Origin of the sequence: Paenibacillus castaneae (assembly GCF_002884445.1) — a bacterium.
Taxonomy (GTDB): Bacteria; Bacillota; Bacilli; order Paenibacillales; family Paenibacillaceae; genus Pristimantibacillus; species Pristimantibacillus castaneae.
In genome coordinates this window covers 2813455-2828298 of the sequence record NZ_KZ614144.1, presented here as the reverse complement: position 1 = coordinate 2828298, position 14844 = coordinate 2813455, and the positions used below count along the sequence as shown (strand labels likewise).

15 protein-coding genes and 1 pseudogene are annotated in these 14844 nt (G+C 43.3%); 1 reads left to right on the top strand and 15 read right to left on the bottom strand.

What is annotated here, in order from left to right:
• Window positions 1-172: 172 nt before the first annotated feature.
• The 12 genes and pseudogenes from CEF13_RS12455 to CEF13_RS12400 all read right to left on the bottom strand — a co-directional run bounded on the left by CEF13_RS12455 (window position 173) and on the right by CEF13_RS12400 (window position 11450).
• Complete coding sequence (locus CEF13_RS12455) at window positions 173-715, bottom strand: GNAT family N-acetyltransferase (protein WP_102710979.1); 543 nt, start codon at window positions 713-715, stop codon at window positions 173-175.
• Window positions 716-964: 249 nt separating this feature from the next.
• Window positions 965-1420: a hypothetical protein gene (locus CEF13_RS12450; protein ID WP_102710978.1), complete on the bottom strand. Its 456-nt coding sequence runs from the start codon at window positions 1418-1420 to the stop codon at window positions 965-967.
• A gap of 191 nt (window positions 1421-1611) precedes the next feature.
• Window positions 1612-2808 (bottom strand): NAD(P)-dependent alcohol dehydrogenase, encoded by a 1197-nt coding sequence (locus CEF13_RS12445; RefSeq protein WP_102710977.1) that lies wholly within the window; start codon window positions 2806-2808, stop codon window positions 1612-1614.
• Between the two features lie 134 nt (window positions 2809-2942).
• Window positions 2943-3352 (bottom strand): annotated as a pseudogene (locus tag CEF13_RS29685) (DUF2306 domain-containing protein).
• 163 nt (window positions 3353-3515) lie between these two features.
• Window positions 3516-4217 (bottom strand): hypothetical protein, encoded by a 702-nt coding sequence (locus CEF13_RS12435; protein ID WP_243864441.1) that lies wholly within the window; start codon window positions 4215-4217, stop codon window positions 3516-3518.
• On the bottom strand, window positions 4214-4522 hold the full coding sequence (locus CEF13_RS12430) for a hypothetical protein (RefSeq protein ID WP_102710976.1): 309 nt from the start codon (window positions 4520-4522) through the stop codon (window positions 4214-4216). Before CEF13_RS12430 ends, CEF13_RS12435 begins: the two co-directional genes overlap by 4 nt.
• Window positions 4523-4826: 304 nt before the next feature.
• A complete protein-coding gene (locus CEF13_RS12425) occupies window positions 4827-7556 on the bottom strand; it encodes a winged helix-turn-helix domain-containing protein (RefSeq protein WP_102710975.1) in 2730 nt (909 codons plus the stop codon).
• 361 nt (window positions 7557-7917) lie between these two features.
• Window positions 7918-8601, bottom strand: a complete 684-nt coding sequence (locus tag CEF13_RS12420; RefSeq protein ID WP_244917073.1) for a hypothetical protein — start codon at window positions 8599-8601, stop codon at window positions 7918-7920.
• Window positions 8602-8940: 339 nt separating this feature from the next.
• Window positions 8941-9294, bottom strand: a complete 354-nt coding sequence (locus tag CEF13_RS12415) for a hypothetical protein (RefSeq protein WP_018757707.1) — start codon at window positions 9292-9294, stop codon at window positions 8941-8943.
• A gap of 189 nt (window positions 9295-9483) precedes the next feature.
• Window positions 9484-10017, bottom strand: coding sequence for a GNAT family N-acetyltransferase (locus tag CEF13_RS12410; protein ID WP_102710974.1), 534 nt, complete (start codon window positions 10015-10017; stop codon window positions 9484-9486).
• Window positions 10018-10238: 221 nt separating this feature from the next.
• Window positions 10239-10538, bottom strand: coding sequence for a hypothetical protein (locus CEF13_RS12405; RefSeq protein WP_102710973.1), 300 nt, complete (start codon window positions 10536-10538; stop codon window positions 10239-10241).
• Between the two features lie 474 nt (window positions 10539-11012).
• Window positions 11013-11450 carry a VOC family protein gene (locus tag CEF13_RS12400; RefSeq protein ID WP_102710972.1) on the bottom strand — a complete coding sequence of 146 codons (438 nt, stop codon included), beginning with the start codon at window positions 11448-11450 and terminating at the stop codon, window positions 11013-11015.
• 86 nt (window positions 11451-11536) lie between these two features.
• On the opposite strand from CEF13_RS12400, the gene CEF13_RS12395 reads away from it, so the two are divergent.
• Entirely contained in the window at window positions 11537-12181 is a 645-nt protein-coding gene (locus CEF13_RS12395) for a copper amine oxidase N-terminal domain-containing protein (RefSeq protein ID WP_166742769.1), read from the top strand.
• Window positions 12182-12364: 183 nt separating this feature from the next.
• On the opposite strand, the gene CEF13_RS12390 is transcribed toward CEF13_RS12395, so the two are convergent.
• The 3 genes from CEF13_RS12390 to CEF13_RS12380 form a co-directional block, all read right to left on the bottom strand.
• On the bottom strand, window positions 12365-12799 hold the full coding sequence (locus tag CEF13_RS12390; RefSeq protein WP_146022709.1) for a GyrI-like domain-containing protein: 435 nt from the start codon (window positions 12797-12799) through the stop codon (window positions 12365-12367).
• Window positions 12800-13024: 225 nt separating this feature from the next.
• On the bottom strand, window positions 13025-13303 hold the full coding sequence (locus CEF13_RS12385) for a hypothetical protein (RefSeq protein ID WP_102710969.1): 279 nt from the start codon (window positions 13301-13303) through the stop codon (window positions 13025-13027).
• Window positions 13304-13646: 343 nt separating this feature from the next.
• On the bottom strand, window positions 13647-14444 hold the full coding sequence (locus CEF13_RS12380) for a phosphotransferase (RefSeq protein ID WP_102710968.1): 798 nt from the start codon (window positions 14442-14444) through the stop codon (window positions 13647-13649).
• Window positions 14445-14844: the final 400 nt, after the last annotated feature.

Sequence of the window (14844 nt, the reverse complement as noted above, 5' to 3'; positions counted from 1 at the left end):
TGTCCGTTAGCTTAATAAAAACGACCCAGAACTCAAAAACCCGACCTGATAAGGTCGGGTCTTCCATGGTGGAGTTGGAGGCGAAGCGTGGCTCTACAAAACCACAATTCTTCCGGAATGCGATGATTCGGTTGTTTGGTGAGGTTGCGTGACGTAAGCTTCTCCTATGGATTTATTTATTAATAATTCCATAATAAATAAGATCAACATATTGATTTTCCTTCATCACATGGTCTCTTAAGATACCTTCCTGCACCATGCCTATCTTCTTTATAACCCTTCCAGAAGCCGGATTTGACATAAAATGACGAGCATATACTTTGTGATATTGCTTTTCAAGAAAAGCAAATTCGAGTATCGCTTCGCCTGCCTCTGTGGCATAACCACTTCCCCAATATTCTTCTCCAATCCAATAAGCAATTTCACCATTATTAAATTTTTGATTGTTTGTTAAAGCTATTGCTCCGTATAAATTTCCTGTAGCCTTGTCTGTAATTGCAAATTCAAATGATCTATTATTATTAAAATTATCAAGATGATTTTCTATCCAAGGTAAAGCATCCTCTATGGAATAGGGATATGGTAGATACAAAGTGTTTTTGTATATGTTGTAATTATCACAAAGTCTAGTAACCTCTGATGCATCTGATGTTTGAAACAGTCTTAGCAATAACCTTTTAGTAGTAATTGTTTTATTTGGTTTATCATAAATCAAAACAATTCTCCTCCCCCTATAGGCTTAGGCTTATTTAAACTACACCCAATGACTTTCATTTCTCAAACCAATTTACTTAAGATCTCAACACCATAGTACCATATATTGTAACTATTCTGCCCGTTACTTCAATAAACGAAAAGGAGCTGATGCAAACAAGCTCTTAAACTATCGTTCCCGTTAGCTCAATGTATCATGACGAATCCCTTAGCGTAATACCGTGTTATACGTAGTCTCTTCTTCTTTGAATCAACTGAAATTTTTTATTCCTACTAATTTATAGCTGTTTACAATTACTTCTTTTGGTGTGTTATTCTCAAGAAATTCCATGTATTTTTCATTTAAATATTTGATTGGCGAGTTATTAAAATTTAAGAGTCTTGTAGTTCTTGTCCAATCTTCAAACCATTTGAAACCTTCAGTTGTAATAAAATACATCATCTCGTCAACACAATGTTTGACTGAAGCCAATTCCTCATTGTACTCAAAATTATATTTCGATCTGAAACCATCACTGTCTATTCCATTCAAGGCAACGGCATCGAATGTATCACACAAAAATCTAGTTCCGATATGTACTCTGAATTTAGGACCGAAAGTGAATTTATGTAAATGCAAAAAATCAATTCTATCGGTCTTAATTCTTGTGTAGAATGTTGGCTTCGTTCTCTTAAAGTGATATTCCTTAAGAGTTCTTGCTAACATTTTTCGGATCTCTTCTCCATTTTTCTTTTCTATTTCTTTGTCTATATTTATGGCCCCTACTTCGCAAATACTTCAATATTTAACATATTCGTGAATTGGTTAAACTATCCTGCCCGTTAGCTTAATAAAGAAATGGAGCAGCTGCCATAACAAGCTGCCCCTTGTATGTTCAACTATTGTGTCCCGTTAGCTTAATCATCTGTCGTAAGTATTGAATATTTCTCAAAACTTAATACATCTAAAACCTTTCCATTAAATTCTTGCATGTAATGGTACTGGGCAATAAGGCTTTCTTTATAGCGCACGTTTAATGTGGTTTGTATAAATTCAATCGGTGTATCAAAACGACAATTAATAACCAAAGCAATTCGTTCTTTTGTTAGCTTTATTGAGGAGATATCTTCATTTCCGAACACTTCATAATAAACTTCGGGGTCATCTTCCTTCCAATAATTTATCCAGTTCCAAAAGCCGTAGCGGTGAGCTTCCGCCGCTTGCTCCAACGAATAACGGCGGTCAACGACCGAACGCAACATGCCGGCCTCGATCAGTTCCTTCAAGTAAATCAAGTCTTCGGCGCTTTCCTTCATTGTTTCGCCAATCACCTTCTTTCCGCTCGTCAAGTTGATCCATAAACCTCGAACGGTTAGCAATGGGCTTACTTGGACCGCTTGCAAGTAGAACCCTCCAGGTGTCAGAAACTTGATGCAAACCTTGAATGGACTCTTCCCAACCGTATCGAAAATAATATCGTAAGCCGGACCGCCATCCGAGAACCGTTCTTTCGTATAATCGATAATACGGTCGGCACCGAGCGATCTTACTAACTCCACATTCGATGTGCTGCATACTCCGGTCACTTCCGCACCGAAATGCTTGGCCAGCTGCACCGCATATGTCCCGACGCTGCCTGAAGCGCCATAGATGAGCACTCTGCTGCCGCGCCGGATGTTGCCCTTCCGGAGAAAATGCAAGGCCGTACAGGCGCCGACCGGAACCGCGGCCGCCTCCTCGAACGTCATGTTCACCGGCATCGGTGCGACACTTCCCGTCTCCGGCAGGCATTTATATTCGGCATATGCACCGAAACTGGCACCACAGGCGGCATACACGGCATCTCCTGGCATGAATCGAGTAACGCTTCTGCCCGTCGATTCGACTACGCCGGCTAATTCGAATCCAAGAATCTTGATTCGTTTCGGTCTCCATAAACCGTTGAACAGCCGTGCCAGGAAAGGATATGCCTTACGTAATCGCCAATCCCCCGCTGCAGCAGTTGCCGCATAAACCTTAATCAGGATCTCGTCGTCTTGTGTTACCGGCTTGGCGACCTCACGCAGCTGCAAGACATCCGGTGGCCCATACCGCTCGTATACGATTGCTTTCATCCCTACCCCTTCATTTCTACGGTCCCAGTTCCGCGCGGGTGTAATGCATTTTTCCTTTTATCTTGTTGTTTCTTCGAGTTGTTACGGGCGCGACCTATGCGGATGGCCCATTCAGCCATGACGAGGTTGATGACTCAGCCCGCACCCATGAACAGCGCCTTACTTAAATCACCCGGAGGGCCGATGATTAACGTCCCAGCCATCTCGGACAGCACTTGCGTACCCGCGCCAAGCCCGATCGCATAGCCGCGCGTCTTCCAGGCACGGTGCCGTGTCATGTCCCCCCGCAGGATCGCGGTAAAGCCAAGCAGGCTGGACACGACCATAGCCGACCCGAATAGGAGCCGAAATGAAAACAGCAACTTACCGCCGTACGGGATGGGATAAAACAGGGTCATCCACAGCCCAGTAAGTCCTGCCAGCAGGCCGCATACAACAGGAAGCGCCCGGCCGTGCGGTGCCAGCCCGGCTTGTGCCGCCGCAAACCGGGTACGAACTGGAATGCGCCAAGGATGGCATACACGCTAGTGCTTAGGATATGCATCACCACCAGCAGGGGCGCCTCAAAGAACCGTGCGTTGGCCGGCGTTATTTCCGCGCCGCCGGCCAACGAAGCAAGTCGGAAGACCCCGGCGGCGAGCGGAATGACGCTCAGTAAGAGCAATGCGGCGACTAGCCGCCTGGCCGAGCGTTCTTTTATTCTCATATCAGGCTTTCTCACGCCGTTTGGACCAGACCGAGTACCCCAACCAAGCCAGACCCAACCCAACCGGCACCGCCAGTATCCGATCGTACGGGTGATGGATCAGCGAAGACAGCGGGAGGGGCAGAATGGTCCCGATGGCAAGCAGACCGGCAGCCCAGCGCGACAGAATGCCTGCCCGGAGCGTAGCGATGCCGAACAACAGCCCGCCGAGCAAATACAAGCCCCCTGTTACCGAATAGATCGTTTCGAGGTATCCGACATTGATATCGCCGACATTGCCACTTGGAATTCCCAACATGCCCTCGACAAAGATTGGCGATTCGGCAGCGAGCGGTGGCGAGACAAAGGCTTCGATGAATTGAAAAGCCATTGTGAGCGCATAGAAGTTGCTCATGAGGAGATAACCGGCCAAACCGAGCCAACCGGCCTTCTCCACTTGCCTTGCGTAGATCCCCGTTACGCCGAGCATGCCCAGAAAGCACATGGCGACGCCCAAGTAGTGAACAATGGCCCATCGACCGGTGTTGACTGACGAAAGAATATCGGCAGGATGGATCATCTGAACGACAATAAACAGGATCCCTGCCAGCATAGCGGCTATACCTGCGAAACGGATAAGATTCGGGGCTGTAATAGCGGCTCGCCGATTGGTTTGCATGTTCTCGCTCCCCTTTAGAACTGCGGTAGGTTGATTCGTTGTCATATGTTTGTCTCCTTTTTTTTCGAATGATTAGGATCTTTGTTCTCGTTGCCATTCGGACCATTCGCCTGATTGGGATCAAGCAGGAGGACCGAGACTAAAGGCAAGCCGAGACCGCGAACTTTCCTGAGCACGCCGTGCAATGCGGGCTGATCGACCACTTGAACAGTGAGGATGGTTGTTCTGTCGCTTTCGTGGGTGATTCTTAGCCCCTCGAACCAATAAATCCACCGGTCATCAAGGTGGCCCTTGAGTCGAATTTCATACTGGTTGTGATGTTCCTCTCTGGAACCGTGTGTTTCACTCATTTTTTACCTCCTTCATGTTCCTCCCGCGCAAGCATCTCCACGTCGTTTCTTAACTACCGCCACCGACTTCCTTGCTTCTTCACGTAGTTGGCAACCACATAACGCAAAGGAATAATGAAAGAAAAAATAAAGACCAATGAGGTGGATGTGTTCCTTGCATAATCAAAAATACACTTACATAGGGTGAGACCGCATCACCACATGTGGTGATTGACGTGGTGATTTTTTCAACAAGGGACTTACTGAAAATGAAAAAAAACGCCCGGCAATTTTGCCAGGGCGTGGGGGGATGAACTATTCAAGCTCACTTTAATAGATCGAGTTCCTCAGCGCGGCGGACGGCTGCCCGACGGTTATTTACCTCAAGCTTCTCGTAAATGTTCTTGGTATGGGTCCGTAAGGTGTTCAGAGACACCCTGAGTTCGCGGGCCATATCCGGGCCGCTCAAGTCGGTTCCGAGTAGTCGAAGTACGTCGCGCTCACGTTCGCTTAGCGGTTCTCTCAGAGGTTTGCGAATAACCGGTTTGGCAAGCATTCTGCCCTCTTCTTTCCCAAATGCCGTCAGGAGGCGTCGGACATAGTTCGGGGCTATCCCCTCTTTCGTAGCCAATTCCAGCAGGACCTCCATTGGCCGGCCTTCGTCTGCAAAGATTCGGACGTAGTCTTCCCGCTCGGCAAGCGTTAAGACTCGTTCCAGAAGCAAAAGCGCTGCAGGGATGTCGCCTTGCATATGGCGAGCAATTGCCTGCAACACCAGGATTTCGATCGCGCTTCCCGTCCTTCCTCCTTCTTCGGCTGCTTGAAGGAGACGCTCCAGGAGACCGATCGCCTCAAGTACGGTTCGATCCGCACGGTCACTTCTATATTGGGCCAGAATCACCCTTGCCAGGATGATGTGCTCGAATTCGCGCAGGTAGCAAAGATCGTCCTTGGCGGACAGGCCCTGCTCCCGTGCCCAATCGAGGGCTTCACCTAACCTCCCCTGCTTAACCCGCACCCGCGCCTTCAACGCCGCTATAGGACGTACATTTAGGAAGAAGTCGTCCACGTACAGGGACTCCGCCTCGCAGAGAAGATCGTGCGCGTCGTTCAAATCCCCTTCGGCCTCCCGTATTCGAGCCATTGCGACTCGCCAGCGATACCGGTATTGCGGGAACCCAGTGTGCTCACCCTGCTCCTTGCTTCTTAACAGGTTCCGTGTGGCGGCTTCCAGATCGTCATGCTCGCGGCAAAGTTCGCTCATTCCTACGTAAATGTCTGCCGTCCCCCGCAGATCAGGCTCGCCATTTTCCGTCGCAAGCTGCAATCCCCGCTCATAGATGTGCATCGCCTCGCGGAGTCGGCCTTGTGCGATCCGTATTTCGGCCAAAGCGATGGAGCCATTGATCGCGTCGGAGATAGCCCCAGCCTGCTGCACGCTGGCTATGCCACCGGCAAACATCCGGCGCGCCTCCTCGAGATCCCCGTTCCTCCATAATGCGAGTCCCAGGAGCGCAGTCGCCGCTCCGCGCGGAAGATGGTCATCCTCGGGCACGAGGTCGAGCGTTCGCCGCGCATAATTCATGGCGGCGGGCACATCACCGAGAACCAAGGCTAGTCCGGCCCGATACAAGGTGATCAAACCCGGGAGACGACGAAATTCCTCTTCGTCCACAACGACCATCTTGACCAGGCGGCCTTGCTGTCGTTCACCCTGATCTGCCACTGTCTCAAGCCATTGTTCGGCGTCTCGCAGTCGGACCTCAACGGCATCTAATTTGCCTCCGGCCAGCAACGCCCCGGCATACCAGACGTTGAGCACAGGTCTGCAACGGATCAGCTCGTCGGGGAGCGCTTTCAGCCATTTCAACATCACAGCCTCTTGTCTGCTCCTGCGCAAGGCTGGTATCGACAGCTCGATCAAGTCTGCCGCCCGCCCGAAATCATTGGAGGCCAGCGTGTGACGGATCGCATCGTCTGGCAAGCCATGCCGCTCGAACCATATGCTTGCGCGCTGATGTAATGCAGCCACCTGATCGGGCTGATCCGACCTCAAATGGACAGAGAGAACCTCGGCGAAGAGGTGATGATAACGATACCATTGGCGCCTGTCATCCAACGCAACGACAAAGAAGTTGCCTCGCTCCAGGGATTGGAGCCGCGCGATGCCATCCACCTGGCCGGTGATGGCATCACATAACGGTCCATGCAACCGATCGAGAATGGAGGTCTGAAGCAAAAAGTTCCGGGTCTGGTCGGACTGGCGCTGAAGGACCTCTTCGACCAAATAGTCCATAATGTACCGATTGTCTCCGGCAAATTCCTGAATGAACGTAGGGATATCCTTGCGCCCCTGCATCGAGAGCGCCGCCAGCTGAAGCCCCGCGATCCAGCCTTCGGTACGGGTTTCTATCGCCATAATTTCGTCGGCCGTAAGACTCAGACCCATGACCTGATCGAGGAACTCGGCCGCTTCGTCGGAAGTAAAACGCAGGTCGGTGTCGTGCAGCTCAGTCAAGTGGCTCCGGGCGCGTAATCGGCCCAGGGGAAGCTGCGGATTTTCGCGTGTGGCGATGACAAGGTGCATTTGTGGTGGGAGATGCTCGAGTAGGAAGTTGAGAGCATCGTCGATCCATTCGGCATAAATAACATGGTAGTCGTCCAGGACGAGGACGATTTTGAATGGGAGAGCTGAGATTTCATTCAGCAAGATCATTAGAATCGATTCGATTGACAGTGGATTCGGGGATTTGAGTGCAGTAACCGTGCCACCTCCAATATAGTCCTCAATCGTCTGCAGAGCAGCGACAAGGTGAGACAGGAAGCGCGCATAGTCGATATCCCCTTCGTCCAGCGACAACCATGCGACAGGTCGATCGCAACCAGCGACCCATTCGCTGACCAGCGTAGTTTTACCAAAGCCGGCAGAGGCAGAGATGAGGGTCAGCTTGCGGTCCAGACCCTCGTTTAGCCGATCGATCAGGCGCGGCCTTTGGACAACGTTTGTCCGTGGTACGGGGATAAACAGTTTTGTGGCTAAAATGGTCATATTCATCGATTTATACTCACATTTAAATGAGTTCCGCCCATACTTTTCAAAGAATTGATCACCCGCCCCATCCTACTACTTCATATGATTCATTTTATCGTCAATTTTAGCTTTTCACCACTTCAAATTTACTTTAACAAAACGCCATAGCACCTTCCTGTACGTATTCTGCAGGCCTTTCGCCCTAATTATGATAAGGTTCACCGCGTATGATCTTAAACTATCCTGCCCGTTAGCGCAACGCGGCTGCTGATCTATGCCGGCCACCGCGCTTTTGGTATTTTATTAAGCTATATTTCTCCGTTAGTTGAATGACTTAAGGTCTACTTCCGATAGCTTCCTGGTGAACTCATTCCACGCATTTGACTTATTTATGTCCTGAAAAATCATCTTGGATCTTTTTCAATCTTTCAAGGTGTGGTTTCAACTTCCCTAGCATCGACGCTTTATAAGACTCTACTTGCCCTTGGAAAAACATGTGATTTGCGTCTTCCTTAAACGACGTAATCGTCTTGTTTAACGCACGGAGCTCCGTCGCCAGCAAGTGCAAGGTTTCTCTAGTCTTGGCGTCTATCGTTTTAGGATTAGACTTCCAATACGAATAGCTTATATTATATAACGGTTTCCATACACGCGCTTGAAAAGCAAGAATAAACATGTCCTGCTGCTCATCCGTTGTCATTGCCGTATTATTAACTGAAAGCTTAGGGACAGCATTGTTTGTGTAGATATCGCTAAATTCAATGAATATTAATAGTTGCTCATCGATTTCTTCCGCTTGTATCTTCGCCTTATCGATCAATTGCCGAATCTTAGCAGGATCTTCGTTTTCCTTCGACTCACTGATTGCCACCAAAGTGTCAGCAAGCGGAATCGTTTCAGAAGCGTGCTTCACTAAATAGGCAAATGCCGAGTCGTTCTTCAGCTGATAAAGTGAATAGAGGTCGTTGTATTTTACAGATGATTGGTTTTCCGAATGTCTGTACATCGCAGCGTTTATTAATATGAAAATAATAAGTATTAGTGCGTAGATCTTTATGTGCTTGGGCAAAGTGTTCTTCCTTTCTGAAAATTTAATTATTAGCACTATTGTTCTAATAACTCCGGAATGAAGTCGCTAATCTGATAGTCCTGCTTTCGTACACATTTAAAGATTAAATTTAGCATGGAATTCATAAACCATAAATGGATAAAATATTTCACTAAACTGCCCGTTAGTTCAATAACAGCCAATCATAATTTTTTCTTTTGTTTTTCAATAAATATCCAAGTGTAATAAATTAACCAAAAACAATAGGAACTAATAACACATAAGGTCTCTGATTTGCTGGAAGAAATAAAAATAAAAACAGCCCAATTATTAGCATTGGTGGCATTAGAATAAAATACTTCACGTCAATCTTTCGGAGATAGTTTTACTTATTTCTTCAGGGTTTTTAACATCAATGATTAACTTTGATATTTTAAATTTACCAACAAGAAAATTATTCAAGTCAAAATGAAGGGTATCAACCTCATTATTAAAAAAGTAGAGATGATAACCTCCATTGAATCTAAATAATCCATTTCTTGTTCCTCCAAAAGAAAAACCATAAAGCTTGAAAGCATTTGGTATGGGTCTACCTGTTGTTATCCCCTTAATCGAAGAGTATGGAATTTGCAACCCGTTATCTAATTTTAAAAAGGGCGGATTTCCAAGATCGATATTTAAATGGGTTTCCATTAATTGAATTGTACGTTCCATTCGTTTAGTCCACCATTTCATAACGCTTTAGTATTTTAAAAATATATTCACATATTATACCATAGATAATCTTATTTATAGAATTTATTGAGCTAATTTACCCAAGAACTGAACATGCAAGCGAATATTTCGCCGGTTGCATGATGGAAAATTACATTATCCTGCCCGTTAGTTGAATAGACTACCCTACTAAAGTAGGAACTCTAATTGAAAATCTCTTGGATCGTTTTCGTATAGTTTCTTATTTATTTCTACCGTCTCTTTACAGCCAATTGCAAAATAAAATGCAACTGTCTCCTCGGCAGAACTAGCACAAATATATATTTTATCTGCTTGCCACTCTTTAGCTCTTTCTGCGATTATTAAGAATAGCTTTTTGCCAATTCCTTTATTTCTATGCTCTAATGAAATAAATAATTGGTCTAATAAAACGTATTTATAATTTTCACCAAAGAACTCACGATTTAATGTTGCGAACCCTATTAATTTGTTATTTTCATCAAAAGCACCTACCGCTTCACCGTTACTTAAAATAGTTGTTTTTAAACTATTGAAATGGTGTTCGTAACCATTAGCCCAATCAGAATCTTGATAATTAATTTCGACTAACTGGCGTTTTCCATCCACTTCTCTCCATGCATTATTTATGTATTGTGATGGATTCATATCTTTTATTAGTACACACTCTTCAATCGCTAATTTTCTATACTTCACACTCAACATAATTTACCTCCAATTACTATTTCTAGTATAAGTATCAATAAGATAAGTTTAACACCGCTGGTGATTAATTTACAGATAGATATATCTCTAAATAACACATGACATTGAGCAATACTGCCCGTTAGCTTAATAAAATGAGCAGGCCACCGCAGCGCCTGCTCATCCATATGTACTATGCAACCATCGTGTCCGTTAGTTTAACGAATTAGTTATACAAACAGCTACTCTTCTTGTTTTACTCTTTTTCGTCGAGAGAGTGATATTCCCCCAAAGCCGCTAATGACAGCAATGTAAAATCCTAAATCGTACCACCAACCAGAGTTATATATTTCATATACTCTAATATGGTGATTGAAAATGCCAATAATAAGTGAAACAGGAGCAACCCAGCCATGCCATATCCCCCAGAAAAAACCTGCAGGATGTTGAACATTATTTACTCCATCTCCAGGTACACAGCCCGTTAATGAAAGAACAGTAAAAGTCATTAGTACCATTATTAATAAATACCTTATTTTCATATCTCGACACCTCACTTTTGTTCCTGCATGCCCTTTAAGTTGAATCAAAATTCCGTCTACTCTATTTTCTTTTAATTGTGAAATCCTGAAGAAAATTATGCTTAGCTCTTCTGTGCTCCGTCTGCCATCGTGTTGTACTTTACTACCGTTCTCCGTTAATAAATACTACTTACCATAGTGATAGGCTGCTTTGTTATCAAATTAAGATATGTACTAAAGAAAACGAAAATGCTACATTTCTGTCTTGATGATTAATGCAAGTAAATCACGTTATATGGGCAAAAGACAGGCGGAAGATATTAATTCACTATCCATTTAGGGTAAGCGGTAAACCTCATTGAAACCTCTCATCCGAAAACCGGATGAGAGGTTCTTACATTCTACTTCTTCTGCTCCTTTATCACCTGCTCATTTCCTAACTAAATTAGCTCGAGCAAAGGATTATTGTCTATCTTTGAGCCACGGCGAGTCAATTTATTTGATTCGCTCCGCCAACTCTAAAATAATTCCCTCTGGCCCACGACAGTAGCATAACTTATAACTATCTTTATAGTATTGTATCTCACAAAAGATTTCCGTACCTTTCTTTTTCAATTTGGCAACAACGGCTTCAATATCTTCAACAGCAAATGCAACATGCCGGATACCTAGAGTATTTGCAAAAGGTTGCTGAATATCTTTTTCATCTGACGGCATATAAAATTTGATTAGCTCTATCCATGCCTGACCATCTGGCGTCCCCAATCCTACGCATGCTACTTTAACGTCATTAAGCCCAAATACCTGATCCATCAACTCTCCTTCCATTTCCCATTCCCCTTGCACCTTAAGGCCAAAATCGAGAAAAAACTCTTTAGCTGCAGAGAGATCATTTACGATTACACCCACATGATCTATTCTATGAATCATCATATGACATACCTCCTATCGTGTGCATAAATATGTTATTATTTAAGATCAAACTTGTTACAAATCATTCATTTTTGGAGGTATTTTGCATGTTGAGAAGTAAAATTTTAATCGCTCTAGTATCTTCTGCTTTACTCTTGAGCCCACTGACAGCTCACGCTAACAACTATATATCCTTAAATGGTAATTTGGTTGATGGTCGAATTTACATGCCTTTGAGAGCAGCTGGTAATGAAATGAAAGCTAATATAGACTGGGACCAAAAAACGAAAACAGCGACTCTTACCAAAGACGGAATAACTCTGAAAGCTAAAGTTGGTCCATTCGTTAAATTATTTGATGGAAGAGTGTACGTCCAATTTCGAGAAGTAAGTGATACGTTCTACAACAAAGAACAAATCATATGGGATAAGAGCAGTTTGATCGCTAGCTCAAACCACTTCATTCTAAACCTTCGTCCATTGAAGGACGATGAAGTTCAAAAAAAAATGACTGCTGCCATAATGAATAATAAAGCTGCAAAAGCTTTCTTTGAAGAGATGCCGAATGATTATAACACTTATATTGTTTACTCAGGACTAGATAAGTTAACAGCAAAATTTTCTGTTGAATACACAGATTCAAAGGGGGATAATTATCTTTCCGAGATTGAAGGGGTAATAGTAAAGTCTGGAGTCAATTGGAAGGTTACTTCTCTTAAACAAAGCAAAGTAGATATGCTTCCACCTCATTAAGCTAAACAAAAATAACCAAGAGGATGCAGCGATGCATTCTCTTTTTTTTATGATTTTGGATTTTTACAATTACGTTTTTGTGAAGTGGATCGGATAGAATGACATCACAAGGCTTTTGAGGACCTAGCAAACTGCTCTTCATGATTCGTTGAACTAAAGTCTCCCATTAGTTGAAAACGAGGCTTAAGTATTAGTGGGGAAATACCACTCTGTTACTCCTGTAGGCTGAAGACTGGATGTGAATATTTCGTATCTTGGTTTCGACAAATCAATATTATATTTTGCTTGATTTTCTTCAGTACAAATCGAACTCCAAAAATCACCAATATACTTTTCCTCAAATCTAAAAATTACGTATTCATCTTCAGGAATTATATATGTTGTCATTCCTTCTGGAACATCATTTGTTTCATTTACTTCAACAGCTACCAAGGGGAACAATCCTGGCAAAATTACTAAATACTGATTCTCACTCTTTTTCGTAGTGATAGCATTGAAATTTTGTTTCATTTGCTCGAAGAGTTTGTGCTGATCTTCCAAATTATATCCCTGAAACCCAATCAGTTGGACAGCCTTTTGTTTTTCAGTTCTCACTTGCATCATATCCTGAATATTCACCTAATATTGCACCATTTATGCCCCCTCAATAAAATTTTGTTAGCATACGAAATGACATATTCGCTTTTACGAATCAATTATCCTTCACGATCAAATTATAGGTTCATCAAGATCTTTCAAAATCGGAGGGTAATTTCTAAATGACTATGTCCAATATATAATTGTCCCATTTTCGCAATAAAGTAAGCGTCTGGAATATTATCTTTGTGAGTTAACATTTGATCATTAGGAGACGTTGGAGGCATAAGAAACTCTGTTGGATAAGCGCTTGCAATTTTGAAAAACATTTGCATCGGAAACGAGTTCTTCATCTAATGTTTTAATCATGATACCTTTTGTGTTTAGCTTATCTTCTATTTGTGCAAAAGGAGTAAGATCCTTATCTAAAAAAGGTAAATAGATACGCATCATTCTATGGTTCTCTACAAATCCATATTTTTTGTAAAACTTACTCAAAACCTCTTCAAAATCCTGCTCTTGAGATTCCCGAACAATAAATGACATGTGCACATATCCTCACTTTCAACAAAACAAAAGTTGCTTAATCTGCCAGATAGCTTAATGCATGTTTTAGTGAAATTTTTTAACTCATGCCGCAACCAAATTTGGTTCTTATGAAACTGTTCGGTATGAAACTGGTCTACTTTCTTTTATTGCTTTATTTTTTTTACAATATTTCCAAACCTCAACGAATTCATATTGAACACTATGAACCACAATTGTATTACACTGTATTACAATCATTTACTCGATAAAAATATAAGTTAAAAATCATAAAACCTCCTAATAGAGCAACTAATTCTAGTTTGCCTCTAATAGAAGGTTTTGTACTCCGAATATTCGATTCCTATTTCCAATCTTTGAAATGATCTGTTATAAAAAGAATCTCGTTCTCATAGTGAGCCAAGTGACCCTCATCAATCATTTTTTGAAAGGCTTTGTTTCCGTTAGCGGCAAAATTTTTCAACGTATCACACAGTACAATCAACCGTTGAATAATCCACTCTTGCAGATTATTTGGGACGGGAATTCCATAAGATTCAAAAAACAAATGAATTCGCCGACGGCGCTCCGCAGCATGTTTTTCACGCTGGTATGCTACTACATCCATTGTTCCAGAAGAACGGTCAGGCGTGAAACCGCCAAGCGGAACCGATGTGTAAAGGGTATACGCAATGTCCCACATACGCGGACCTGGGGCTGCCATGTCAAAATCAATCAGCGCCGCTGGTTCCCCATTTCGACAGACAAGATTGTAAAACGCCGCGTCATTATGACAAATTACTGCGCACTCGGCATCATTAGCGTATTTAAGCTGCCATTTATCCTCACTTTTGGGAGTGAACGATTGAGTCGCATCATGGAACTGACGCAAAAGGCGCGCGAAACCTGCAAGCATTTCGTCCGACCAGATGTACGGATCAAGTTCTGGTTGAGCAACATCTCCAGTAACAAATGTCAATATTTCACGGCCAGAGTCATCGATTCCGAGAAATCTTGGCGCTCCCTCAAAGCCTTGTTTTTCCAAATGTATGAGTAGTTCATGAACACTTGGACTCCAATACCCCGTAGGGCGGCGAACAGTGCTTCCTATACGGACGATATGATTTACATTTCCGCCTTTTAGCACTTCTTCCTGGGTCATAAGGTTTCATTCCTCGCTTTCAATGCACTATCGATTGCATATTTTATAGACTCCACCTGATAATAGCACAAGGTTACCGATTATTGCTAAATAAAGAACAATTATTACCAAACTATCCATTGACTTAGAGCCGACGCTAGGTCTTGTCTATTGACACAAAAATACACCAACCAATTATTATTGGAGGATATTATTGTGTGTGAAATTAACATTCAACTATCGTTCCCCGTTAGCGTAACGAACAAGTATGTCATCTTAGTTAAGCCCATCTTCTGAATAAGGTTATGACCGTACCGAATAGTGCTAAGAATACACTTATATCCATGTTTGAAACGATTTATTGACTATCTTTACATTATTCATTTTTGCCCAACTCTTTAAATCCGCTATACCTCTATCT